We start from the raw sequence: 23,182 nt of genomic DNA on the forward strand, positions 1-23,182 counted from the left end.
TGGAGACAGCCATGACCAGCACGAACATCCGGCTCGCGATGGACAAGGCCGAGACCCTCATCGAGGCGCTCCCGTGGATCCAGAAGTTCGCGGGCAGCACCATGGTGGTCAAATACGGCGGCAACGCGATGGTCAACGAGGAGTTGCGCCGCGCCTTCGCCGAGGACATCGTGTTCCTCCACCACGTCGGCATCCACCCGGTGGTGGTCCATGGCGGGGGTCCGCAGATCAACGCGATGCTCCGCCGCGTCGGCATCGAGAGCGAGTTCAAGGGCGGCCTGCGCGTCACGACGCCCGAGACCATGGACGTGGTCCGCATGGTGCTCACGGGCCAGGTGGGCCGCGAGCTCGTGGGGCTCATCAACTCCCACGGCCCCTACGCGGTCGGCCTCTCCGGAGAGGACGCGGGGCTGCTGCGCGCCGTCCGCACGGGCGCCGTGGTCGACGGCGTCGAGGTGGACCTCGGCCTCGTGGGCGAGGTGGTCGGCGTCGAACCCGCCGCCGTGCATGACATCCTCGAGGCGGGCCGCATCCCTGTCATCTCGACGGTCGCGCCCGAGGTCGAGCCCGACGGCGAAGGCGGCTTCCAGCCGACCGGCCAGGTGCTCAACGTCAACGCAGACACGGCGGCAGCCGCGGTCGCCGTTGCGCTCGGTGCGTCGCGCCTCGTGGTCCTGACCGACGTCGAGGGCCTGTACCGCAACTGGCCGGACAAGAGCTCGCTCGTCTCGCAGATCTCGGCCACCGAGCTGCGGGCCATGCTCCCATCCCTCGAATCGGGCATGATCCCCAAGATGGGGGCGTGCCTCAAGGCAGTCAGCGAGGGCGTGGACCGCGCCGCGATCGTCGACGGGCGCAGCCCCCACACGATGCTTCTCGAGATCTTCACCGACGCGGGCGTCGGCACGCAGGTTGTGCCGGACGAGACAGGAGGAACCGCATGAGTGTCACCCCCAATACCCCCGAGACCAGGCCAGTCTCCGAACTCGTCGGCACGTCGACGGGCGCCGCATGGCTCGCGCGCTACTCGAACTCGCTCATGGGCGTGTTCGGGACGCCGCAGCGCGTGCTCGTCCGCGGCCAGGGCTGCTACGTGTGGGACGCCGACGGCAAGCAGTACCTCGATCTGCTCGGCGGGATCGCCGTCAACGCGCTCGGCCACGCCCACCCGTTCGTCACGAGCGTCATCTCGTCCCAGCTCGCGACCCTCGGCCACGTCTCGAACTTCTTCACGAGCCCCACGCAGGTGGCACTCGCCGAGAAGCTCCTCGAGATCGCGCACGCCCCGTCCGGCTCGAAGGTGTTCTTCGCGAACTCGGGCACCGAGGCCAACGAGGCGGCGTTCAAGCTCGCTCGCCGGAACAACGACGGCGGCCGCCGCACCAAGATCGTCGCACTCGAGGGCGCTTTCCACGGCCGCACGATGGGCGCCCTCGCGCTCACGGCCAAGAAGGCGTACCGGGAGCCCTTCGCTCCCCTGCCCGAGGGCGTGGTCCATATCCCGTTCGGCGACCTCGACGCGCTCAAGGCCGAGATCGACGAGACTACGCAGGCCCTGTTCCTCGAGCCCATCCAGGGCGAGGCCGGCGTCATCCCGCTGCCCGCGGGCTACCTCGCCGAGGCGCGCCGCCTCACGCACGAGGCTGGCGCGCTCCTCATCATGGACGAGGTGCAGACGGGCGTGGGCCGGACCGGCTCGTGGTTTGCGATCGAGGGCTCGGGCGTGGTCCCCGACGCGATGTCGCTTGCGAAGGGCCTCGGCGGTGGCTTCCCGATCGGTGCCCTCATCACGTTCGGCGCCGAGAACAGCGCGCTGCTCACTGCCGGCCAGCACGGCACGACGTTCGGCGGCAACCCCGTCGCGACCGCCGCCGCGCTCGCGACGCTCCACACGATCGAGACCCAGGGGGTCCTCGCGAACGTCAGGGCGGTGGGCGAGCACCTCCGCGCGGGCCTTTCGGCGCTGCCCGAGGTCGTCGCCGTGCGCGGCAGCGGCCTCCTCATCGGCTTCGATCTCGCACTCCCCGCTGGGGTGCCGGAGGGCGCGAACTTCGCGGCCGCCGTCGTCGACGCCGGCTTGAGCGCGGGCTTCATTGTCAACGCGCCCGGGCCGCGCACGCTGCGGCTCGCGCCGCCGCTCATCCTCACCGCCGAGCAGGCGGACACGTTCCTCGCCGCGCTGCCCCAGCTCATTGCCGCGGCCGCGGCGGCCATCACCGACAAGCTCGAAAAGGAGGGCGCATGACGAACAGCACGGTCCGTCACTTCCTCAAGGACACCGATCTGAGCCCAGCCGAGCAGGCCGAGGTCCTCGACCTCGCCGTCCGGCTCAAGGCCGCGCCGTATTCGGCGCAGCCGCTCGCCGCGGAGGGCTCGGCCCGCAAGACGGTCGCCGTGATCTTCGACAAGACGTCGACGCGAACGCGCGTCTCGTTCTCGGCGGGGATCTCGGACCTGGGCGGCGCGCCGCTCATCATCAACCCGGGCGAGGCCCAGATCGGGCACAAGGAGTCCGTCGAGGACACCGCGAAGGTGCTCGAGCGCATGGTCGCCGCGATCGTGTGGCGCACCGGCGCCCACGAGGGGCTCGAGCACATGGCCGCGAACTCGCGGGTCCCGGTGGTCAATGCACTGTGCGACGACTACCACCCGTGCCAGCTGCTCGCGGACCTCCTCACCGTGCGCGAGCACAAGGGCCGGCTCGCGGGCCTCGCGCTCGCGTACCTCGGGGACGCCGCGAACAACATGGCCAACTCGTACCTCCTCGCGGGCGCCACGGCCGGCATGCACGTGCGCGTCGCGGGCCCCGACGGCTACCTCCCTGACGCGGACGTCGTCGCGGAGGCGGAGCGCGTCGCCGCCGAGACGGGCGGGTCGGTGCTCGTCACGGTCGATCCCGCGGCCGCGCTCGACGGCGCCGACGTCGTCGCGACGGACACGTGGGTCTCGATGGGCCAGGAGGCCGAGAAGGAGGCCCGGCTCCAGCTCTTCCGTGACTACGGCGTGGACGCGACGGCGATGGCCAAGGCGGCCCCGGACGCCGTCTTCCTCCACTGCCTCCCGGCCTACCGCGGCTACGAGGTCTCGGCGGACGTCATCGACGGCCCGCAGTCGATCGTGTGGGACGAGGCCGAGAACCGGCTCCACGCACAGAAGGCGCTCCTCGCGTGGCTCCTGCACCGCTCGGGCCAGGCCGTCGTGGAGGGCTTGGGGGCACCGTGAGCAGCGTGCCGGGCTCGGCGCCGCAGACGAAGGCCGCGCGGCAGGCGCGCATCCGCGAGCTCCTCGTGGGCCTGGGCGTGCGCTCGCAGGCGGACCTCGCGGCCCTCCTCGCGGACGACGGCGTGCAGGTCACCCAGGCGACGCTGTCCCGCGACCTCGTCGAGATCGGCGCCGTGCGCGTGCGCGGCGCCGACGGCGGCCTCGTCTACGCCGTGCGCGGCGAGGGCGGGGACCGGAGCCCGCGCGTCGGGCTCGACCCCGAGGTGCTCGACGCCCGGCTGGCGAAGCTGTGCGCCGAGCTGCTCGTCACGGCCGAGGCGAGCGCGAACATCGTTGTGCTGCGCACGCCGCCGGGCGCCGCGAACTTCCTCGCGCTCGCGATCGACCACTCCGTGATCCCGGCGGTCCTCGGCACGATCGCCGGTGACGATACGGTCATGATCGTCACGCGCGATCCGCTGGGCGGGGACGCCGTCGCCGCGCGCTTCCTCGAGCTCGCTTCACAAGGCGCGTGAACGACCGGCACGATGGGGGCATGGCTGCTACCGATACGTCTGCCTTCGACCGCATCGACAAGTCCATCGAGATCGAGGCTCCCGCCGAGCGCGTGTGGGCGTTCGTCTCGGAACCCGGCTGGTTCATCAACGACGGCGCCTACCGCCCCCACGAGATCACGCACGACGGCGAGGTGAGCCTCGTGCGCGACCCCGTCCACGGCGACTTCGGGTTCCGCACGGTGGCGCTCGACGCCCCGCACCACGCGGCCTTCCGCTGGGTGGGCGAGGGGGCCGGCACGACGCTCGTCGAGTTCTTCGTGGACGCGCGCGACGGCGGCACCACCCTTCGCGTCGTCGAGACCGGCTTCGCGTCGCTGCCCGGGAGCGAGGCGGAGCGTCGCGCGGCGTTCGACGGCAACAGCGAGGGCTGGGACGTGGAGCTCGGCGTCGCGAGAACCGCGTGTGAAGCGGTCGTCTAGATTTGCTGCATAATTATGTAGACTTTTGAATAACAATTCGTAACCTCCCACGACATCTGCAAGGAGAACACCGTGAAGGATCGCATCGTCCTCGCCTACTCGGGCGGCCTCGACACCTCCGTCGCGATCGGCTGGATCGCCGACGCCACCGGAGCCGAGGTCATCGCCGTCGCCGTCGACGTCGGGCAGGGCGGGGAGAGCCTCGAGACCGTGCGCCAGCGCGCCCTCGGCTGTGGTGCCGTGGAAGCCTATGTGGCCGACGCGCGCGACGAGTTCGCGAACGAGTACTGTGTGCCGACGCTCAAGGCCAACGGCCTGTACCAGGGCCACTACCCGCTCGTCTCGGCCATCTCGCGCCCCGTCATCGTCAAGCACCTCGTCAAGGCGGCTCGCGAGTTCGGCGCGACGACCGTGGCCCACGGCTGCACGGGCAAGGGCAACGACCAGGTCCGCTTCGAGGTCGGCATCCAGACGCTCGGCCCTGACCTCAAGTGCATCGCCCCGGTCCGCGACCTCGCGCTCACCCGCGACAAGGCCATCGCGTACGCCGAGGAGAAGCAGCTCCCGATCGTCACAACGAAGAAGAACCCGTACTCGATCGACCAGAACGTGTGGGGCCGCGCCGTCGAGACCGGCTACCTCGAGGACATCTGGAACGCGCCGACGAAGGACATCTACGACTACACGGCGAGCCCCGAGTTTCCGCCGGCTCCCGACGAGGTCACGATCACGTTCGTCCACGGCGTGCCGACCGCGCTCGACGGCGTGGCGCTGAGCCCGCTCCAGGTCATCCAGGAGCTCAACCGCCGCGCGGGCGCGCAGGGCGTGGGCCGCATCGACGTCGTCGAGGATCGGCTCGTGGGCATCAAGAGCCGCGAGATCTACGAGGCCCCGGGCGCCATGGCCCTCATCACGGCGCACAAGCACCTCGAGGACGTCACGATCGAGCGCGAGCACGCCCGCTTCAAGGCGACCGTGGGTCAGCGCTGGTCCGAGCTCGTGTACGACGGCCAGTGGTTCTCGCCGCTCAAGCGCGCCCTCGATGGCTTCATCGAGGACAGCCAGCAGTACGTCTCGGGCGACATCCGCATGACGCTGCACGGCGGCCAGGCCATCGTCAACGGCCGCCGTTCGGACACGTCGCTCTACGACTTCAGCCTCGCGACCTACGACACGGGCGACACGTTCGACCAGTCGAGCGCGAAGGGCTTCATCGACATCTGGGGCATGGCCTCGAAGGTCGCCTCGGGCCGCGACCAGCGGGTCGCGGGGGAGTAATTCTCGTGGCCAACTCGACGAATGAGGGTGCGCTTTGGGGCGGGCGCTTCGCCGGGGGACCGGCGGACGCGCTCGCCGCGCTGAGCAAGTCCACGCACTTCGACTGGCGGCTCGCGCGCTATGACATCGAGGGCTCCCGCGCGCACGCGCGCGTCCTCCACCGTGCGGGTCTGCTCAACGACGCCGAGCTCGCGGGGATGATCGACGCGCTCGACCGCCTCGACGCCGACGTCGCGTCCGGCGCCTACGTGCCGGCGGAGTCCGACGAGGACGTGCACGGTTCGCTCGAGCGCGGACTCATCGAGCGGGCCGGCGTCCACCTCGGCGGAAAGCTCCGGGCGGGCCGCTCGCGCAACGACCAGGTCGCGACGCTCGGCCGCATGTTCCTGCGCGATCACGCCCGGCTCGTCGCGCGCGGCGTCCTCGACACCGTGGACGCCCTCGTGGCCCAGGCGGAGGCGCATCCCGGCGCTGCCATGCCGGGGCGGACGCACCTCCAGCACGCGCAGCCCGTGCTCCTGAGCCACCACCTGCTGGCCCACGCGTGGGCTCTCCTGCGGGACGTCCAGCGCCTCGCCGACTGGGACAAGCGTGCAGCGGTCTCGCCGTACGGTTCGGGCGCGCTCGCGGGCTCGTCGCTCGGCCTCGACCCTGAGGCCGTCGCGGCGGACCTCGGCTTCGACTCGGCCGTGCACAACTCGATCGACGGCACGGCCTCGCGCGACGTCTTCGCCGAGTTCGCGTGGATCGCGGCCATGATCGGCGTGGACCTCTCGCGGATCAGCGAGGAGGTCATCCTGTGGGCCACGAAGGAGTTCTCCTTCGTGGCGCTCGACGACGCGTTCTCGACCGGCTCGTCGATCATGCCGCAGAAGAAGAACCCGGACGTCGCCGAGCTCGCGCGTGGCAAGGCGGGGCGCCTCATCGGCGACCTCGCGGGGCTGCTCGCGACGCTCAAGGGCCTCCCGCTCGCGTACAACCGGGACCTTCAGGAGGACAAGGAGCCCGTCTTCGACGCCGCGGACACCCTCGAGCTCCTGCTCCCGGCCGTGTCCGGCATGGTCGCGACGCTCACGTTCAACACCGAGCGCATGGCGTCCCTCGCGCCGCAGGGCTTCGCCCTCGCGACCGACATCGCCGAGTGGCTCGTGCGCCAGGGCGTCCCGTTCCGCGAGGCGCACGAGCTCTCCGGGGCCGCGGTGCGCCAGGCCGAGAGCCGCGGCGTCGAGCTGTGGGACCTGACCGATCTGGAGTATGCGACGATCAGCCCCACGCTCACGCCCGAGGTGCGTTCGGTGCTCAGCACGGAGGGATCTCTCGCGAGCCGGAGCGCGCAAGGCGGCACCGCGCCGTCGGCCGTCGCCCGCCAGCTCGAGGCACTCAAGGCCCAGCTCGCGGAGGCGCGAAGCTTCGCGGGCTGACGCCTCATCGTTGGGGGCGGCGACTGGCTACCCTGATGGCATGGGAACAGATGCCGCCCTCAGCGATGACCGCCTCCTGAGTGAGATCCACGCCGCCGCGAAGGGGGTTCGGGCCGAGCTCGAGCGCCTCACCGACGAGTCCGTGAGCCACCCGTCCGAGCTGCCCGGGTGGACGCGTGGCCACGTACTGGCGCATGTCCAGGGCATCTGCTCGGCGATGGCCCGGCAGCTCGAGTACGCGCGGCGCGGCGAGAAGGTCGAGCTGTACGACGGCGGCTACGAGGGCCGGAATCGCGCGATCGAGGACGGCGCGGGTGCCACCGCGGACGAGCATCGCGAGCGGGTCGGCGCCGCGATCGACGTCGCCGTGGGTGGGTTCGGGGGGCTCGAGCCCGAGGACTGGGACCGTCCCATCACGTACCGCAATGGCGTGGTCCGCGACGGTGGCTTCGCACTCTGGCGCGAGCTCGTGATCCACCACACCGACCTCGGGACCGGCTGCACGCAGCAGGAGTGGTCAGAGGGTTTCTGCCGGCATCTGATCGTCTTCCTTGAGCCACGCGTGCCCGCCGCGTACACGCTCGTGCTGCGGCCTGATCGGGGCGAGGAGATCCGCCTTGGCTCCGGCGGAGACGAGGTCCTCGTGGGAGGTCGGCTTCAGGACCTCGCGGCGTGGCTCGCGGGCCGCGCAACGGGCCACGGCGCCGTCCGGGCGGAGCACGGGGGCGCCGCGGTCCCGCTTCCCGAGATCGGGCCCTGGCCCTCCGGCGTCCCCGCGGTCTAGGGCGGTCGGAAGGTCTCATGGGCGGCGGGATGGGCGAGTCATGAACCCGGACGAGCTGGTCCGCTGGCTCCTCCGCGACCCCGTTGCCGTGGCCCCCGACCTCCTCGGCGCGCTACTCACGCATACGACGGCGGAGGGCAGCGTGAGCGTCCGACTCACCGAGGTCGAGGCGTACCGCGGGCATCGCGACTCCGAACACGCCGACCCCGGCTCGCATTCGTACAACGCCCGGACCGCGCGCAACGAGGTCATGTGGGGCCCACCAGGCCACCTGTACGTCTACTTCACGTACGGCATGCACTACTGCGCCAACGTCGTGTGCGGCCCCGCCGGGCGCTCCTCGGGATGCCTCCTGCGCGCCGGGGAGATCGTCGAGGGCCTCGACCTCGCGCGCTCGCGCCGCACGTCGTCGAGGCGCGATTTCGAGCTCGCGCGCGGCCCCGCGCGGCTCGCGCAGGCGCTCGGCATCGCGCGCGAGCACAACGGGGCCGCGCTCGACGGCGCGGGCTTCCGCCTCGTGCCCCGGCCCACCGCGCCGCGGGGGTGCTGAGCGGGCCGCGGGTCGGGGTCGCCGGGGCGGGCGGCTCGGCCGAGTACCCGTGGCGCTTCTGGCTGCCGGGGGAGCCGAGCGTGTCCGCCTATCGCCCCGCGAAGCCCCGGGTCCGGGCCGGCTAGGCTCCGGGAGACGCCGTCGTGCGTTGACGCTCTGTCGCATTCCGACCGGCTTTGACGCCCTCAGGCGGCGTGTCGTCCCGCAACACGCCGCTGTGGGGAGATTCCCGCGGTCAAAGGTGGTCGGAAACGGCGGGCCGCGGGCACCGCCCGTCTGCCTACGCGGCGTCGAGCGGCGCCTCGTCGCGTCCCGTGAGGCGGTTCAGGAGCCGCTCGTGCACCGCGGGCCATTCGGCCGCGAGCACGGAGAACACCGCGGTGTCGATCCGCCCGCCGTCGTGCCCCGGGCGGTACGCGCGCAGCGTGCCCTCGTAGACGGCGCCGAGCTTGAGGATCGCCTTGGCGCTTCGCGCGTTGCGCGTGTCAACGCGGAACGTGACCCGATGCACCCCGATCGCGTCGAACGCATAGCGCATGAGCAAGAGCTTCGACGCGGCGTTCGCGCCGGACCCCCACGAGGGCCTGCCGAAGAACGTTCCGCCGATCTCGGCGCGGCCTAGCACGGGATCGACGTCGTAGAGCCCGGTCGTGCCCAGGAGGGATCCCGTCGTGTCGTCCGCCACCGCGAACGGGATCGCGCGGGGGTCGTCGAGGCATGATGCGAAGAGGCCTGCGAGCTCTTCGACAGTCTCGGGCCGCCGCGCGGCCATGCCTGACCAAAGCTCGGCGTCGATGAGGGGAAACAGGTGCTCGGCCTGGAGAGGCGTGAGCGGCAACAGACGGACGCCGTGCCCGGCGAGCGCAACCGAGTGAAGCATGCGGATATTGAAGCACCAGCCGGGGCGCTGGTTAAGACTGGTCGGTCCGGTGTGGACATGAACATTCGGTAACGTTGAGTAGTGACTTTTGACTCCGCCTCCCGACGCACCCCTGCGACCCCAGGAAGCACGCCTCCGACGGGTCCGCGCGGGGAGAGTCTCGATGAGCTCCTCGACCGCCTGTGCGCGACTGTGGAGGACTATCCCAAGCCTGGGATCACGTTCAAGGACCTGACTCCCGTCTTCGCGGACCCAGTGGGCCTGCGCGCCATCGTCGACGCGCTCACGGTGCCCTTCGCGGGGCAGTTCGAGCTCGTGGCCGGCGTCGAGGCCCGGGGCTTTCTCCTGGCCGCCGCCGCAGCGTACGCCACCGGGACGGGCGTGATTACGGTGCGCAAGAAGGGCAAGCTTCCTCGACGCACGATCTCCGAGGATTACGCCTTGGAGTACGGTTCGGCGACCCTCGAGGTCCACGAGGACGATATCCCGCCGGGAACTCGTGTCCTCCTCCTCGACGACGTCCTCGCGACGGGCGGCACTCTTTCGGCGGCGACCCGCCTCATGGAGCGCACGGGCGCGCACGTGGCGGGCATCGGCGTCGTCCTTGAACTCACCGCCCTGCACGGGCGCGCCGCCCTCGCGGGGCACCGGGTCCGCTCCCTGCAGCGCGTCGACGTGTGACCAGCACCGCAAGTTCACGGGAATCGCTGTAGAATGGACGGTCCGTCATTGCAGTAAGGGGAATGCGCCGATGCTCGACGCCGATCTGGCTCACGAACGGGACTACGTGCGGGGCCTGTACCGCCGGCTCGATGAGTTGCGCGACGAGAAACGCGATCAGCTCGCGACCGTGCGCAAGGCGGGGGCCATCGGCTCCGTGCAGAACATCTCGGAACGCGATGCGTTCGCGGCGCTCTACGAGGACCGGCTCGCTCAACTTGACGCGGTCGAGGACCGGCTTGTCTTCGGCCGGCTCGATCTCGACGACGGCGAGGCCCAGTACATCGGTCGCATCGGCCTGAGCACGGACGATCTGCGGCGCCTCATGGTCGACTGGCGAGCCCCCGAGGCGAGCCACTTCTACCAGGCGACGGCGTTCGATCGCCAAGGTGTGCGGCGGCGCCGTCACCTCATCCTCCAGGGCCGCGACGTCAAGGCCATCGAGGACGATATCCTCGACTCCGAGATGCTCGACGCCGCACATCACCACCAGGGCGAGGGCGCGCTTCTCGCGGCGCTGAACTCCAAGCGGACCGGCCGCATGGCTGACATCGTGAGCACGATCCAGGCCGAGCAGGACCGGATCATCCGCGCGCCCATGCCCGGCGCCCTCGTCGTGCAGGGCGGACCCGGCACCGGCAAGACCGCCGTCGCACTCCACCGCGCCGCCTACCTCCTCTACAGCCACCGCGACCGGCTCAAGTCGGCCGGCGTGCTGCTCGTGGGGCCCTCGCTATCGTTCATGAAGTACATCGAGCGCGTCCTGCCGTCGCTCGGCGAGACGGGCGTCGTCATGTCGAGCGTGGGCCGGCTCATGCCCGGCATCAACGGCGTGCCCGAAGAGGACGCGCGCGTCGCGAAGCTCAAGGGCAGCCAGCGCATGGTCGAGCTCATCGCGGCCGCGGTCGCGAACCGCCAGCGCGTCCCGGCAGGCGATCGGATCCTCGACGTCGAGGGCACGAAGCTTCTGCTCACGCCCCGGCAGGTGCGCCGCGCCCGCGAGAAGGCTCGCGCCACGGGGAAGCCGTACAACGAGGCACGCAACACGTTCGTGAAGATCCTGCTCCGCGAACTCACGGAGCAGCTCCAGTCCAAGGTCGAGGCTTCGAGCGTGGGCAACAACGCCGACCGCTCGTACCTTGCCGAGGATGTACGGCAGGCGCGGGACGTCCGCGTCGCGCTCAATCTGTGTTGGATGCCGATGACTCCCCAGCAGCTCCTCGTCGAGCTGTTCTCGAGGCGGCGGATCCTCGACGCCGTCGCGCCGGGCCTGACCGAGCAGGAGCGCGATCTGCTCGAGCGCCCGGCCGACGCCCCGTGGACGGAGGCCGACATCCCGCTCCTCGACGAGGCCGCCGAGCTCCTCGGCGAGCTCGACGCGTCCACCGGGGGAGAGGGCGCGCGCCGCGAGGCGGACCGGCGCCGCGACCTCGAGAACGCCGAGCGGACGCTCGCGAACCTCGACCACGCGTTGCGCGAGCAGGGTGTCGATGGCGTGGTGAGCGCCGAGGACCTCGCGGACCTGCAGCAGGAGTCGGAGGCGCGGCTCACGGCGGCGGAGCGCGCGGTCGGCGACCGAACGTGGGCCTACGGGCACATCATCGTCGACGAGGCCCAGGAGCTTTCCTACATGCAGTGGCGCCTGCTCGTACGGCGCTGTCCGCTCAAGTCCTTCACGATCGTGGGCGACATCGCGCAGACGAGCGCCGCTGCCGGTGCCTCGTCGTGGGCTGACGCGCTCACGCCATTCTTCGACGATCGCTGGCGGCTCGAGGAGCTCACAGTCAACTACCGCACGCCGAGCCAGATCGCGGAGGCCGCCGCGCGCATGGCGGCCGCGGCGGGACTCACCGTGTCCGCGCCCAAGGCCGTGCGGGAGGGCCAGTGGCCGCCCGTCGTGGACCGTGTGGCCACCGGTGGGGTCATCGGGCGGCTTGTCGCCGCGATGCCCGAAGAGCTTGAGGCGGCCGACGGCGGGCTCGTCGCCGTGATCGCCCCCGAGGAGCTCGTGGAGCCGGCCCGCGCGGCCCTTCACGCCGTCTACGGCAGGCGAGTGGGCGCGGGCGCGGGCAGCTTCGACCAGGACATCGTCGTGATCGATCCGCGCGAGGCCAAGGGCCTTGAGTTCGACGGCGTTGTGGTGCTCGAGCCGTCGGAGCTCATTGATTCTCACCACGGCCGCGTGGGCGATCTGTACGTGGCCATGACCCGGCCCACGCAGCGCCTCCGGCTCATCGCGTCGGAGCCGCTTCCGGCCGGCATCGGGACCGAATTGGTTGACGCCTGACTGATACCGTAGAAGCCGTGCCGCAGACACTACTCACCGCGCAGAAGAACGATTCGAGCTTCCCCAACGTTTGGCAGGAGCTCAAGTGGCGTGGCCTCGTCCACGTCTCCACCGATGAGGCCGAACTTGAGGCCCTCCTCGCGGGAGACCCGATCACGTATTACTGCGGCTTCGACCCGACCGCGCCGAGCCTGCACCTCGGCAACCTCGTCCAGCTCCTGCTCCTGCGCCGGCTCCAGCTCGCGGGGCACAAGCCGCTGGGGCTCGTGGGCGGCTCGACAGGTCTCATCGGGGACCCGCGGCCGACGGCGGAGCGCACCCTCAACACGAAGGACACCGTTGCCGAGTGGGTCGGCTACCTGAGGGCTCAGGTGCAGCGCTTCCTGAGCTTCGAGGGCGAGAACGCTGCCCGCATGGTCAACAACCTCGACTGGACGGCGCCGCTCTCGGCGATCGACTTCCTGCGTGATGTCGGGAAGCACTTCCGCGTCGGCACGATGCTGCGAAAGGACGCCGTCGCATCCAGGCTCGCCTCGGACGAGGGCATTTCCTACACCGAGTTCAGCTACCAGATCCTGCAGGGTATGGACTACCTCGAGCTGTACCGCGACTACGGGTGCGTCCTGCAGACCGGCGGCTCGGATCAGTGGGGCAACCTCACGAGCGGCACGGAGCTCATCCGCAAGGTCGAGGGCAAGACCGTGCACGCCATGGGGACGCCGCTCATCACGAACTCGGACGGCACGAAGTTCGGCAAGAGCGAGGGCAACGCGATCTGGCTCGACGCGTCGATGTGCTCGCCCTACGCGTTCTACCAGTTCTGGCTCAACGCCACGGACGCGGACGTGATCGACCGGCTCAAGATCTTCACGTTTCTCTCGCGGGCCGAAATCGAGGAGCTTGAGGCCGCGGTCAAGGAGCGTCCCTTCGCGAGGGAGGCCCAGCGTCGCCTCGCGTTCGAGGTGACGTCCGTGGTCCACGGGGTCGACGCGACGGAGAAGGTCATTGCCGCGTCAGCCGCGCTGTTCGGCAACGGCGATCTGGGCGTGCTCGACGAGGGCACGCTCGAGGCCGCGACCGCAGAACTGACGACGGCGGCGGTCACTCCCGCACAGCTGGGCATCGTGGACCTTCTGGTCGCCACGGGGTTGTCGGAGAGCAAGTCCGCTGCCCGCCGCACCGTAGGGGAGGGCGGGGCCTACGTGAACAACGTCAAAGTGACCGATCCGGACGCTGTGGTCGATTCCGAGCTTGCCCTGCATGGCCGGTATTTCCTGGTCCGGCGCGGCAAGAAGAGCCTCGCGACGGCGGTTCTCACCGACTGACGCACCCCCGATGTGGCACCCGATCCGCCCAGACTCACGCGCGACACGCCCGAGAGTCTGGGCGGATTTGCCGTCTCTGGTGGGGGCGTGTAGTGTACTTCGAGTCGCCGCCGCTGGGCGGGGACCAAAACCCTCCTTGACAAGCCATTTGGCGCAGTTCGCGGATCTGATCCGCGGATTTGCAGCCCGGCGGTGGGGGAGGTAAATTAGAAATTCGTTCCGCAGGGGCGATGCCGGAGGTTTTCGGTTATTCCTGTTGGGCCTGTTGTTTGAGAACTCAATAGCGTGCCATGTTTGGATTTGATGCCATTTTTTTGATGGCTGTTTGCCTGGTCCTGGGTGCTTTCTCGTGTGCTTGGGGCTGGGTTTCGGCTTGGATCGGATTGCTGGGGGTGGGGTTTTCCGCCTTTTCTCCTGGTGTTTCTGTTTTTGTTTTTGACGGAGAGTTTGATCCTGGCTCAGGATGAACGCTGGCGGCGTGCTTAACACATGCAAGTCGGACGATGATGTGCCTTCGGGTGCGGATTAGTGGCGAACGGGTGAGTAACACGTGAGCAATCTGCCCTTGACTCTGGGATAAGCCTGGGAAGCTGGGTCTAATACCGGATAGTACCCTCTGCCGCATGGTGGGGGGTGGAAAGCCTTGTGCGGTCTTGGATGGGCTCGCGGCCTATCAGCTTGTTGGTGGGGTGATGGCCTACCAAGGCGACGACGGGTAGCCGGCCTGAGAGGGTGACCGGCCACACTGGGACTGAGACACGGCCCAGACTCCTACGGGAGGCAGCAGTGGGGAATATTGCACAATGGGCGCAAGCCTGATGCAGCGACGCCGCGTGGGGGATGACGGCCTTCGGGTTGTAAACCCCTTTCGGCAGGGGACAAGCCGTTTCGGCGGTGAGGGTACCTGCGGAAGAAGCGCCGGCTAACTACGTGCCAGCAGCCGCGGTAATACGTAGGGCGCGAGCGTTATCCGGAATTATTGGGCGTAAAGAGCTCGTAGGCGGTTTGTCGCGTCTGCTGTGAAAGCCCGGGGCTCAACCCCGGGTCTGCAGTGGGTACGGGCAGGCTGGAGTGCAGTAGGGGAGACTGGAATTCCTGGTGTAGCGGTGAAATGCGCAGATATCAGGAGGAACACCGATGGCGAAGGCAGGTCTCTGGGCTGTAACTGACGCTGAGGAGCGAAAGCGTGGGGAGCGAACAGGATTAGATACCCTGGTAGTCCACGCCGTAAACGTTGGGCACTAGGTGTGGGGGGCATTCCACGTCCTCCGCGCCGCAGCTAACGCATTAAGTGCCCCGCCTGGGGAGTACGGCCGCAAGGCTAAAACTCAAAGGAATTGACGGGGGCCCGCACAAGCGGCGGAGCATGCGGATTAATTCGATGCAACGCGAAGAACCTTACCAAGGCTTGACATGGGCCGGACAGGCGCAGAGATGCGTCCTCCCTTCGGGGCCGGTCCACAGGTGGTGCATGGTTGTCGTCAGCTCGTGTCGTGAGATGTTGGGTTAAGTCCCGCAACGAGCGCAACCCTCGTTCCATGTTGCCAGCACGTGATGGTGGGGACTCATGGGAGACTGCCGGGGTCAACTCGGAGGAAGGTGGGGACGACGTCAAATCATCATGCCCCTTATGCCTTGGGCTTCACGCATGCTACAATGGCCGGTACAAAGGGTTGCGATGCTGTGAGGCTGAGCCAATCCCAGAAAGCCGGTCTCAGTTCGGATTGGGGTCTGCAACTCGACCCCATGAAGTCGGAGTCGCTAGTAATCGCAGATCAGCAACGCTGCGGTGAATACGTTCCCGGGCCTTGTACACACCGCCCGTCAAGTCACGAAAGTCGGCAACACCCGAAGCCGGTGGCCCAACCCTTGTGGGGGGAGCCGTCGAAGGTGGGGCTGGCGATTGGGACTAAGTCGTAACAAGGTAGCCGTACCGGAAGGTGCGGCTGGATCACCTCCTTTCTAAGGAGCCCCTCCCCGTGCACGGTGCCCGTTGTGGGTGCCGGTTGGCGTGGGGCAGGTGAGAGCCCGTTTCGCAGGCGGATGTCCTGCGGCGGGTGCTCGTGGGTGGAACATCATCTCCTGGTGGCCTGGCCGTGGTGGCCCTGTGCTGCGCGAGTACGCGCCCCTGCTTCGGCGGGGGTGCTGGAATGCGTGTGCGGGGGTGCCGGGCCGGGCCGGCCGTGTCCCTTCGAGGGCGTGCGTGCCCGGGTGGGTCCCCCTGTTGTGGGGGGCCGTGTCCCGGGGGTGTGCGCGGGGGTGCGGTTGCGTGGTGCGCTGTTGGGTCCTGGGACAGCAGTCCCTGGCTGGTCCCGTCCCCTGGCGGTCCCGTTCCCTTGTGGGCGGGGTGCTGCGGGGGGCAGGGGTTTGTTGTTTGAGAACTGTATAGTGGACGCGAGCATCTACAGGGGGAGGCCTTTCGGGCTTTTTCCTGTGTGCAATTTTTTCTTGGTTTTTTTCCTTGATTTGTTGCGCCCCCGTGTGTGGGGGTGTGAGGTTTTCAAGGGCGTACGGTGGATGCCTTGGCATCGGGAGCCGATGAAGGACGTGGGAATCTGCGATAAGCCTGGGGGAGTCGATAACCGGACTGTGAGCCCAGGGTGTCCGAATGGGGAAACCCTGCCGCATGTCATGTGCGGTGACCTGCCGCTGAACGCATAGGCGGTGTGGGGGGAACGCGGGGAAGTGAAACATCTCAGTACCCGCAGGAAGAGAAAACAACAGTGATTCCGTCAGTAGTGGCGAGCGAACGCGGACGAGGGCCAAACTGTGCGCGTGTGATACCCGGCAGGGGTTGCGCGTATGGGGTTGTGGGGTCCTGCTTGGTGCGTCTGCCGGCGTGCCGGGGTGTGTGTGGGTATAGGCGAACGGTCTTGAACGGCCGGCCGGAGTGGGTGTGAGTCCCGTAGCCTTCAATGCCTCTCACGTGCCCTTGCGGGTGTCCCCGAGTAGCACGGGGCCCGAGGAATCCCGTGTGAATCTGTCAGGACCACCTGATAAGCCTGAATACTACCCGATGACCGATAGCGGACTAGTACCGTGAGGGAAAGGTGAAAAGTACCCCGGGAGGGGAGTGAAACAGTACCTGAAACCGTGCGCCTACAATCCGTCAGAGCCTCCTTGTTGGGGTGATGGCGTGCCTTTTGAAGAATGAGCCTGCGAGTTAGTGCCGTGTCGCGAGGTTAACCCGTGTGGGGGAGCCGCAGCGAAAGCGAGTCTGAACAGGGCGTTCAGTGGCGCGGTCTAGACCCGAAGCGGGGTGATCTACCCATGGCCAGGTTGAAGCGACGGTAAGACGTCGTGGAGGACCGAACCCACTTCAGTTGAAAATGGAGGGGATGAGCTGTGGGTAGGGGTGAAAGGCCAATCAAACCCCGTGATAGCTGGTTCTCCCCGAAATGCATTTAGGTGCAGCGTTGCGTGTTCCTTGCCGGAGGTAGAGCTACTGGATGGCCGATGGGCCCTACCAGGTTACTGACGTCAGCCAAACTCCGAATGCCGGCAAGATACAGCGCAGCAGTGAGACCGCGGGGGATAAGCTCCGTGGTCGAGAGGGAAACAGCCCAGACCGCCGGTTAAGGCCCCCAAGCGTGTGCTAAGTGGGAAAGGATGTGGAGTCGCAGAGACAACCAGGAGGTTGGCTTAGAAGCAGCCACCCTTGAAAGAGTGCGTAATAGCTCACTGGTCAAGTGATTCCGCGCCGACAATGTAGCGGGGCTCAAGCACACCGCCGAAGCCGCGGCAGTCCCATGTGTCCCTAGCCTTCGTGGTTCAGGGGTGGGGCTGGGTAGGGGAGCGTCGTGCGGGCTGTGAAGCTCCCGGGTGACCGAGGGGTGGAGGCCGCACGAGTGAGAATGCAGGCATGAGTAGCGAAAGACGGGTGGGAAACCCGTCCGCCGGATGATCAAGGGTTCCAGGGTCAAGCTAATCTGCCCTGGGTGAGTCGGGACCTAAGGCGAGGCCGACAGGCGTAGTCGATGGACAACGGGCCGATATTCCCGTACCGGCGAAGGACCGCCCATGCCGGACGGCCGATACTAACCAACGGATCCCCTGCCGGGGCCCTTCGGGGCGCGGGCGGGGGTGAGCGTGGGACCTGAGGCCGCGAGGCAAGCGCATTAACAGGTGTGACGCAGGAAGGCAGCCCGGCCAGGCGATGGTTGACCTGGTCCAAGGATGCAGGGCGGGCCGCAGGGAAATCCGCGGCCTTTTGTGCCCGAGGTCCGACGGGACCCCCGCGAGGGGGGATCGGGTGATCCTATGCTGCCTAGAAAAGCATCGGCGCGAGGTCCTAGCCGCCCGTACCCCAAACCGACACAGGTGATCAGGTAGAGAATACCGAGGCGATCGAGAGAATCGCGGTCAAGGAACTCGGCAAAATGCCCCCGTAACTTCGGGAGAAGGGGGACCCCGGCCCTGAACAGGACACGCGCCTGGGAGGGGGGAGGGGTCGCAGAGACCAGGGGGAAGCGACTGTTTACTAAAAACACAGGTCCGTGCGAAGTCGCAAGACGATGTATACGGACTGACTCCTGCCCGGTGCTGGAAGGTCAAGAGGACCCGTCAGCCTCACGGCGAAGCGGAGAATTCAAGCCCCAGTAAACGGCGGTGGTAACTATAACCATCCTAAGGTAGCGAAATTCCTTGTCGGGTAAGTTCCGACCTGCACGAATGGAGTAACGACTTCCCCGCTGTCTCGACCGCGAACTCGGCGAAATTGCACTACGAGTAAAGATGCTCGTTACGCGCAGCAGGACGGAAAGACCCCGAGACCTTCACTACAGTTTGGTATTGGTGTCCGGAGCGGCTTGTGTAGGATAGGTGGGAGACTGTGAGGCCGGCACGCCAGTGCCGGCGGAGTCGTCGTTGAAATACCACTCTGGTCGCTTTGGGCATCTCAACCTCGGCCCGTGATCCGGGCCAGGGACAGTGCCTGACGGGTAGTTTAACTGGGGCGGTTGCCTCCCAAAGAGTAACGGAGGCGCCCAAAGGTCCCCTCAGCCTGGTCGGCAACCAGGTGGCGAGTGCAAGTGCACAAGGGGGCTTGACTGCGAGAGAGGCATCTCGAGCAGGGACGAAAGTCGGGACTAGTGATCCGGCGGCACCTCGTGGAAGGGCCGTCGCTCAACGGATAAAAGGTACCTCGGGGATAACAGGCTGATCTTGCCCAAGAGTCCATATCGACGGCATGGTTTGGCACCTCGATGTCGGCTCGTCGCATCCTGGGGCTGGAGTAGGTCCCAAGGGTTGGGCTGTTCGCCCATTAAAGCGGTACGCGAGCTGGGTTTAGAACGTCGTGAGACAGTTCGGTCCCTATCCGCTGCGCGCGCAGGAGATCTGAGAAGGGCTGTCCTCAGTACGAGAGGACCGGGACGGACGAACCTCTGGTGTGGCAGTTGTACCGCCAGGTGCACCGCTGCTTGGCTACGTTCGGATGGGATAACCGCTGAAAGCATCTAAGCGGGAAGCCCGCTTCAAGATGAGATCTCCGTACACCATTGGTGTTGAAGGCCCCCAGCAGACCACTGGGTTGATAGGCCGGACGTGGAAGCAGGGACCAACGACCTGCGAAGCCGACCGGTACTAATAGGCCGACAGCCTCACACCACCACAACAACACACGAACTGCCCGCGTCCACTCTACGGTCCCCAGACCACAAACCCCCCACCCCCCGCCCCAACCACGGGCGGGGCACCCACGGGGGCACCAGCCACCGCAACAGAACAGCACCACCGCAACAGAACCGCAGCACCGCAACAGAACAGCACGCAACACCGCAACCCCGACACTTCCCCACCCCCACCACAGGGGGCGCGCGGAGAACAGGTTACGGCGGCCATAGCGTGGGGGAAACGCCCGGACCCATCCCGAACCCGGAAGCTAAGCCCCACAGCGCCGATGGTACTGCACCCGCCAGGGTGTGGGAGAGTAGGACACCGCCGGACAACACCACCACCCGAGGGCCCCACACCGACGTGGGGCCCTCAGGCCTTTAACGGGACAGTTCAGCAGTTCCAACTAGACTGGATGTCAGATTTCGCCCGTTCAGGGCGCTCACACAAAACGTGAAGTGGCGGTCTCCGGATCGCACCAATGCAGCCGCGGACTCGCGTCTGCGCGAGGAAAGGAACCACATGGCAGAGGACTTCGGACGCGGTCAGGGCGGACGGGGGTTCGGTGGCCCACGTCGCGGCGCCGGCTCGGGTCGGGGCTCCGATCGCTCGGGTGGTGGCGGATTCCGCGGTGCGAACAATTCCGGCGGGAACCCGCGCGGGTTCCGCGACCGGCGTCGTGAGTCGGGCGAGGACCGCCCCTCTGGCGACCGGGGGGATCGCGGCGAGCGTCGCCCGTTTGGCGACCGTGAGGATCGCGGCGAGCGCCGTCCGTTCCGCCCGGCTGGCCAGGGCGAGCGCCGCCCGTTTGGTGACCGCGGGGATCGCGGCGAGCGCGGCGCGAGCCGTCCGTTTGACGACCGCGGTGACCGTGGCGAGCGCCGTCCGTTCCGCCCGGCGGGCCAGGGCGAGCGTCGCCCGTTTGGCGACCGCGGTGACCGTGGCGAGCGCCGTCCGTTCCGCCCGGCTGGTCAGGGCGAGCGTCGCCCGTTTGGTGACCGTGAGGATCGTGGCGAGCGCCGTCCGTTCCGCCCGGCTGGTCAGGGCGAGCGTCGCCCGTTTGGTGACCGTGAGGATCGTGGCGAGCGCCGTCCGTTCCGCCCGGCTGGTCAGGGCGAGCGTCGCCCGTTTGGTGACCGTGAGGATCGTGGCGAGCGCCGTCCGTTCCGCCCGGCTGGTCAGGGCGAGCGTCGTCCGTTTGGCGACCGGGCGGATCGCGGTGAGCGTCGTCCTTATGGCGATCGTGGCGATCGTGGCGAGCGTGGGGATCGTCCTCGTTTCGATCGTGAGGACCGTGGCGAGCGGCGTCCTTACGGTGGCGGTGGCGAGCGTGACAATCGGCGCTCCTTCGGCGACCGGGGAGATCGCAGTGAGCGAGGGGATCGTCCTCGTTTCGATCGTGAGGACCGTGGCGAGCGCCGTCCTTACGGTGGCGGTGGCGAGCGCGATAATCGGCGCTCCTTCGGCGACCGGGGAGATCGTGGCGAGCGCCGTCCTTATGGCGATCGTGGCGAGCGTGGGGATCGTCCTCGTTTCGATCGTGAGGACCGTGGCGAGCGCCGTCCGTTTGGTGACCGCGGGGATCGTGGGGATCGTCCGCGCTTTGATCGTGAGGACCGTGGCGAGCGCCGTCCCTCGGGTGATCGTGGGGATCGTCCGCGCTTTGATCGTGAGGACCGTGGCGAGCGCCGTCCCTCGGGCGACCGTGGGGATCGCCCGCGCTTTGATCGTGAGGACCGTGGCGAGCGCCGTCCCTCGGGCGACCGTGGGGATCGCCCGCGCTTCCAGCGCGGTGACCGCGGCGAGCGTCGCCCCTACGGCGATCGCGGCGACCGTCCGCGCTTCGACCGATCGCGTGATCGCGAGCGCCCGGCCGGCGAGCAGGGGGGCGAGGGAGAGCAGGCGGAGTACCGCCGCGAGCACAACGCCGCGGACCTGCGCGTCTCGAACCGCGCGGACCGCGAGCGTTCGCCTGAGATCGATCCCGATGTGACAGGCAAGGAGCTCGACCGCGCGACGGTCGGCCAGCTGCGGACGCTCGAGAGCCGCAGCAGCGAGTGGGTGGCGAAGCACCTCGTCATGGCGGGCCGCCTCATCGACCTCGACCCGGAGGCGGCGTACCAGCACGCATTGGCTGCAAGCCGTCGCGGCGGCCGCATCGGCGCCGTCCGCGAGGCCGTCGGCATGACCGCCTACGCGGCGGGCCGCTACGACGACGCCCTGCGCGAGTTCCGCACCTTCCGCCGCATCACCGGCTCGAGCATCCACCTCGCCCACATGGCGGACTGCGAGCGAGGCCTCGGCCGGCCCGAGAAGGCGCTCGAGCTCGCGCGTTCGGAGGAGCGCGACATGCTCGATACCGCCGGAAAGGTCGAGCTCGCGATCGTCGCGTCCGGCGCTCGGGCCGATCTCGGCGATCTCGCCGGGGCGGTCGAGGAGCTTGAGATCCCGCAGCTCGACATCAACCGGGCGTTCTCCTTCAGCCCCCGCCTCTTCGAGGCCTACGCCGACGCGCTCACGGCCGCGGGGCGCGCCGACCAGGCCGCCAAGTGGTACCGCCAGATCGGTGTCGCGGAGAGCGCGCTCGGAGTCGGCGAGTTCGAGGAGCCCGACATCATGGACTTCGGATGGGACGAGGACGAGGAGTCTGCCGAGGAGTCTGCCGAGGAGGCCGCAGAGCCAGCCGAAGAGCCGGCCGGAGAGATGGCCGAGGAGGCCGGAGAGTCGGCCGCGGAGGCGGAAGCGCCGGCCGAGGACGCGGAGAAGCTCGGACTCGCTGAAGACGAAATCGGCGTGACCGAGCGCGACGCTGCCGAGGAGGCCGCCGACGAGACTCTCGAGGGCGGCACGGAGGCGAGCGAGCCGCACGAGGCCGACGGGCACTCGCCCGACGCCGAAGCAGGCGACCCGGACGCCGGGCACGAGTGACGTGACGGCCGCGTTCATCGACGCGTTCGACGCCGTCCTCGCAGACCTTGACGGCGTCGTCTACGCGGGACCCCACGCGATTCCTGGCGCGCCCGAGGCACTGCGGGGCCTCGCGCCCCGCGGAGTGCGCCTCGGCTACGTGACGAACAACGCTTCGCGCTCGCCCGCGGAGGTGGCAGCCCACCTCCGCGAGCTTGGCGCGCCGGCCGAGGACGGCGACGTCGTGAGCTCGGCCCAGGCGGGAGCCGCCCTCCTCGCGAGCAGGGTGCCGGCCGGGGCCGCCGTCCTCGTGACGGGCAGCCGCGCGCTGGCGCACGAGGTCGAGCTTCGGGGCCTGGTCCCCGTGAAGTCGGCGGACGAGCGTCCGGCCGCCGTGATCCAGGGCTTCAGCCCGGACCTCGGTTGGCGGGACCTTGCGGAGGCCTCGTACGCGGTTGCCGCGGGCGCGCTGTGGGTCGCTACCAACACCGACCTCTCGCTCCCGCAGGCGCGCGGCATCGCGCCCGGCAACGGCACCCTGGTCAGCGCGGTCCGTGCCGCGACCGGGCGGGAGCCGCTCGTCGCAGGCAAGCCCGAGGCGCCCCTCTTCGTCGCCGCCGCGGAGCGCCTCGGTGCCCAGCGCCCCGTCGTCGTGGGGGACCGGCTCGACACGGATATCCTCGGCGGCAATCGCGCGGGCTTCGCGACCGCAGCGGTCCTGACGGGCGTCGACACGCCCGAGACGATTCTCGCCGCGCGCTCGGCAGAGCGTCCCGGTTACATCCTCGGCACCCTTGCCGAGTTCTACGTCCCGTACCCCGAGCCCAAAGCGGACGACGGCGCGTGGCGGGCCGGGCGCTTCACGGCGCGGGTCGACGGGGACGTCCTGCGTGTGAGCGGGAGCCCGGACGACCTCGACGCGTGGCGCGCAGCCTGTGCAGCCTGGTGGACCGCGCGCCCCGACGCGGACGAGCCCACTGTGCCGGAGCTCGTCTGGCGGGCCTGACCACGCCGTGCCGCGATAGGCGCCGTGCCGCGATAGGCGCCGTGCCTCGATAAGCTGGACAGCATGAGCCAGAAACCTGCGTCCCCCGCCGTGGACCGTGCCCTGGGCGTGCTCGACGAGGCTCAATCCCTCCAGGGTGCCCAGCGCGCCGACGCGTTCGAACGGTTCCATGACGCCCTCGCGGCCGCCCTCGATGAGGAGCCGGAGGGCTAG

General features: G+C 68.6%; 16 protein-coding genes, 3 rRNA genes and 1 pseudogene. 18 read left to right on the forward strand and 2 right to left on the reverse strand.

Annotated elements, in window-relative coordinates:
• Positions 1 to 11: 11 nt before the first annotated feature.
• From argB to ACOKR1_RS08385, 9 genes and pseudogenes are all read left to right on the forward strand, one after another.
• Positions 12 to 944, forward strand: coding sequence for an acetylglutamate kinase (gene argB / locus ACOKR1_RS08345; protein ID WP_415855970.1), 933 nt, complete (start codon positions 12 to 14; stop codon positions 942 to 944).
• A complete protein-coding gene (locus tag ACOKR1_RS08350) occupies positions 941 to 2,245 on the forward strand; it encodes an acetylornithine transaminase (RefSeq protein WP_422936202.1) in 1,305 nt (434 codons plus the stop codon). Before argB ends, ACOKR1_RS08350 begins: the two co-directional genes overlap by 4 nt.
• A complete protein-coding gene (gene argF / locus ACOKR1_RS08355; RefSeq protein WP_422936203.1) occupies positions 2,242 to 3,222 on the forward strand; it encodes an ornithine carbamoyltransferase in 981 nt (326 codons plus the stop codon). The genes ACOKR1_RS08350 and argF overlap by 4 nt, the downstream gene beginning before the upstream one ends.
• On the forward strand, positions 3,219 to 3,737 hold the full coding sequence (locus ACOKR1_RS08360) for an arginine repressor (RefSeq protein ID WP_422936204.1): 519 nt from the start codon (positions 3,219 to 3,221) through the stop codon (positions 3,735 to 3,737). Before argF ends, ACOKR1_RS08360 begins: the two co-directional genes overlap by 4 nt.
• A gap of 20 nt (positions 3,738 to 3,757) precedes the next feature.
• Entirely contained in the window at positions 3,758 to 4,198 is a 441-nt protein-coding gene (locus ACOKR1_RS08365; RefSeq protein WP_422936205.1) for an SRPBCC domain-containing protein, read from the forward strand.
• Positions 4,199 to 4,270: 72 nt separating this feature from the next.
• Entirely contained in the window at positions 4,271 to 5,476 is a 1,206-nt protein-coding gene (locus ACOKR1_RS08370; protein ID WP_422936206.1) for an argininosuccinate synthase, read from the forward strand.
• A 5-nt stretch (positions 5,477 to 5,481) separates the two neighbouring features.
• Positions 5,482 to 6,897: an argininosuccinate lyase gene (gene argH, locus ACOKR1_RS08375; protein ID WP_422936207.1), complete on the forward strand. Its 1,416-nt coding sequence runs from the start codon at positions 5,482 to 5,484 to the stop codon at positions 6,895 to 6,897.
• A gap of 40 nt (positions 6,898 to 6,937) precedes the next feature.
• A complete protein-coding gene (locus ACOKR1_RS08380) occupies positions 6,938 to 7,681 on the forward strand; it encodes a maleylpyruvate isomerase family mycothiol-dependent enzyme (RefSeq protein ID WP_422936208.1) in 744 nt (247 codons plus the stop codon).
• A 40-nt stretch (positions 7,682 to 7,721) separates the two neighbouring features.
• Positions 7,722 to 8,356: pseudogene (locus tag ACOKR1_RS08385) on the forward strand (DNA-3-methyladenine glycosylase).
• Positions 8,357 to 8,511: 155 nt separating this feature from the next.
• Here the strand turns inward: ACOKR1_RS08385 and ACOKR1_RS08390 are convergent.
• A complete protein-coding gene (locus ACOKR1_RS08390; protein WP_422936209.1) occupies positions 8,512 to 9,111 on the reverse strand; it encodes a GNAT family N-acetyltransferase in 600 nt (199 codons plus the stop codon).
• 81 nt (positions 9,112 to 9,192) lie between these two features.
• Here ACOKR1_RS08390 and ACOKR1_RS08395 point away from each other — a divergent pair, with 81 nt between their 5' ends.
• The 6 genes from ACOKR1_RS08395 (at position 9,193) to rrf (ending at position 19,389) form a co-directional block, all read left to right on the forward strand.
• Positions 9,193 to 9,792: an adenine phosphoribosyltransferase gene (locus tag ACOKR1_RS08395; protein ID WP_422936210.1), complete on the forward strand. Its 600-nt coding sequence runs from the start codon at positions 9,193 to 9,195 to the stop codon at positions 9,790 to 9,792.
• Positions 9,793 to 9,862: 70 nt separating this feature from the next.
• Entirely contained in the window at positions 9,863 to 12,118 is a 2,256-nt protein-coding gene (locus tag ACOKR1_RS08400) for a HelD family protein (RefSeq protein WP_422936211.1), read from the forward strand.
• Positions 12,119 to 12,135: 17 nt separating this feature from the next.
• A complete protein-coding gene (tyrS, locus tag ACOKR1_RS08405) occupies positions 12,136 to 13,443 on the forward strand; it encodes a tyrosine--tRNA ligase (protein ID WP_422936212.1) in 1,308 nt (435 codons plus the stop codon).
• A 435-nt stretch (positions 13,444 to 13,878) separates the two neighbouring features.
• Positions 13,879 to 15,405 (forward strand): 16S ribosomal RNA (locus ACOKR1_RS08410).
• Between the two features lie 527 nt (positions 15,406 to 15,932).
• Positions 15,933 to 19,051, forward strand: a 23S ribosomal RNA gene (locus tag ACOKR1_RS08415).
• A gap of 221 nt (positions 19,052 to 19,272) precedes the next feature.
• Positions 19,273 to 19,389, forward strand: a 5S ribosomal RNA gene (rrf, locus tag ACOKR1_RS08420).
• Together the 16S, 23S and 5S rRNA genes form the textbook arrangement of a ribosomal RNA operon.
• A gap of 60 nt (positions 19,390 to 19,449) precedes the next feature.
• Here the strand turns inward: rrf and ACOKR1_RS08425 are convergent.
• Positions 19,450 to 20,979 carry a hypothetical protein gene (locus tag ACOKR1_RS08425; RefSeq protein ID WP_422936213.1) on the reverse strand — a complete coding sequence of 510 codons (1,530 nt, stop codon included), beginning with the start codon at positions 20,977 to 20,979 and terminating at the stop codon, positions 19,450 to 19,452.
• Positions 20,980 to 21,045: 66 nt separating this feature from the next.
• Between ACOKR1_RS08425 and ACOKR1_RS08430 the strand changes: the two genes are divergently transcribed.
• From ACOKR1_RS08430 to ACOKR1_RS08440, 3 genes are all read left to right on the forward strand, one after another.
• Positions 21,046 to 21,984 (forward strand): hypothetical protein, encoded by a 939-nt coding sequence (locus ACOKR1_RS08430; RefSeq protein WP_422936214.1) that lies wholly within the window; start codon positions 21,046 to 21,048, stop codon positions 21,982 to 21,984.
• Between the two features lies 1 nt (position 21,985).
• Positions 21,986 to 22,969, forward strand: coding sequence for an HAD-IIA family hydrolase (locus ACOKR1_RS08435; protein ID WP_422936215.1), 984 nt, complete (start codon positions 21,986 to 21,988; stop codon positions 22,967 to 22,969).
• A gap of 63 nt (positions 22,970 to 23,032) precedes the next feature.
• Positions 23,033 to 23,182, forward strand: coding sequence for a hypothetical protein (locus ACOKR1_RS08440; protein WP_422936216.1), 150 nt, complete (start codon positions 23,033 to 23,035; stop codon positions 23,180 to 23,182).

Origin of the sequence: Sinomonas sp. P47F7, from assembly GCF_049332655.1 — a bacterium.
Classification (GTDB): domain Bacteria; phylum Actinomycetota; class Actinomycetes; order Actinomycetales; family Micrococcaceae; genus Sinomonas.

Excerpts from the sequence above, each read along its gene's own strand:
- argB (WP_415855970.1), top strand. The coding sequence starts at position 12 with ATGACCAGCACGAACATCCGGCTCGCGATGGACAAGGCCGAGACCCTC.
- ACOKR1_RS08350 (WP_422936202.1), top strand. The coding sequence starts at position 941 with ATGAGTGTCACCCCCAATACCCCCGAGACCAGGCCAGTCTCCGAACTC.
- argF (WP_422936203.1), top strand. The coding sequence starts at position 2,242 with ATGACGAACAGCACGGTCCGTCACTTCCTCAAGGACACCGATCTGAGC.
- ACOKR1_RS08365 (WP_422936205.1), top strand. The coding sequence starts at position 3,758 with ATGGCTGCTACCGATACGTCTGCCTTCGACCGCATCGACAAGTCCATC.
- ACOKR1_RS08380 (WP_422936208.1), top strand. The coding sequence starts at position 6,938 with ATGGGAACAGATGCCGCCCTCAGCGATGACCGCCTCCTGAGTGAGATC.
- ACOKR1_RS08390 (WP_422936209.1), bottom strand. The coding sequence starts at position 9,111 with ATGCTTCACTCGGTTGCGCTCGCCGGGCACGGCGTCCGTCTGTTGCCG.
- ACOKR1_RS08400 (WP_422936211.1), top strand. The coding sequence starts at position 9,863 with ATGCTCGACGCCGATCTGGCTCACGAACGGGACTACGTGCGGGGCCTG.
- ACOKR1_RS08440 (WP_422936216.1), top strand. The coding sequence starts at position 23,033 with ATGAGCCAGAAACCTGCGTCCCCCGCCGTGGACCGTGCCCTGGGCGTG.